At 56.8% G+C, this 417-nt stretch carries 1 protein-coding gene; it reads left to right on the top strand.

The genetic code is table 11. The annotated features are described in order from the left end of the window. Window positions 1–342, top strand: a 342-nt coding sequence (locus LNV23_RS23910) for a DUF7684 family protein (protein WP_263565248.1), incomplete at its 5' end; no start/stop codon positions are given. Window positions 343–417: the final 75 nt, after the last annotated feature.

Consider the following 417-nt stretch of genomic DNA (forward strand, 5'->3'; position numbering starts at 1 on the left):
TTGGAGCGGACCGCCTTCGGCGTCCGCTCACTTTCACGTTATGGCGCTATGCAATTTGCGAAGAAAGTCGTACTCCACTGCCCCAATGGCGTTCCGCCGCGCTTGCACGAGGTCGCGGGAAAGTTCGTCGCAGGCGGAGTCAAATTCGTGGGCGCTGTAGGCCCGAAGTGTGATGAGGTCGAGGAGATCATCGATGAAGCCGCCGTTCTGGCGGGATCTCCAGGTAGGAACTTCATTCTGACTTCATCTCACCCCGGCGAATCGCTTCAAGATGCAATCGATTTTGCCGAGTGCCTTACCGGCGACTATGAAGGCCCAGTACAGGTTGTGGAGCTTCTATGAAGGCAAGCCTTGCACTTAGCAACACCGAGCGCCATAACCGGTCGCTCGAGTGGACCTGGAGCTTGAATCGGTTTC

The organism is Kinneretia sp. DJ1R-11, assembly GCF_025717595.1.
Lineage (GTDB): Bacteria > Pseudomonadota > Gammaproteobacteria > Burkholderiales > Burkholderiaceae_C > Paucibacter_A.